This is a genomic window from Dyadobacter sp. BHUBP1 (assembly GCF_050587785.1).
Lineage (GTDB): Bacteria > Bacteroidota > Bacteroidia > Cytophagales > Spirosomataceae > Dyadobacter.
In genome coordinates, this window is the sequence record NZ_JBOBIH010000049.1 from 1 (window position 1) to 638 (window position 638).

1 protein-coding gene is annotated in these 638 nt (G+C 53.3%); it reads right to left on the reverse strand.

Annotated features, from left to right (window positions below; translation table 11 throughout):
* On the reverse strand, nucleotides 1–638 hold a 638-nt coding region (locus ACQ4MZ_RS31580; protein WP_430852032.1), incomplete at both ends, for a hypothetical protein.

Consider the following 638-nt stretch of genomic DNA (forward strand, 5'->3'; position numbering starts at 1 on the left):
CCATCCAACGCATTTGCCCAGCCCTGGCCAGCAAGGTTCGGCTCTGAACCAAAGCCGGTGCCGGTCAATGCAGTTTCATTCCCGCTCCCATCCACATTGAAAAAACGGATCTCTTTGAGGTCACCCACCCCGTCGGTAGCCCGCGCGTTGTAACGGATATGGGGATAGTTTTGCGGGTTATTGAAATCTGTCGTAAGCCAGGTGCCAACCGGTGCTGCCGATGGGAATTGGTAAAGTACTATCCAATCCACCCCATTGCTAGACCCTTGTATCGTGGCCCCAACCAATCTGTCGTGGTTATAATTCCGCCACAGCAATTTTACCCGGTTCGCCGCGCATTGGTTGGGAGGGACACAACCGGCTTTCTGGTTCAACACGATCGTATTCGAAAAGCTGCTATATGAGCTGCCTGATTTGGAACGCACCTTGTAAGTCCCCGCGACCGTTGCGATATATTGCGTTTGGCCCGGCTGTGTGCCTGTAATCAACACATCGTTAAGGTACCACTCCAATTGCCCGCTGAAACCGGAGGCCGTCAACGTGATCGGAGAGCCATTTGCGCAGACGTCCCCACTGGTACTTTTATACAAAATCGGGGTGATCAGCGTGGTCGCGCATGGCAGACTAATTCCCACAAA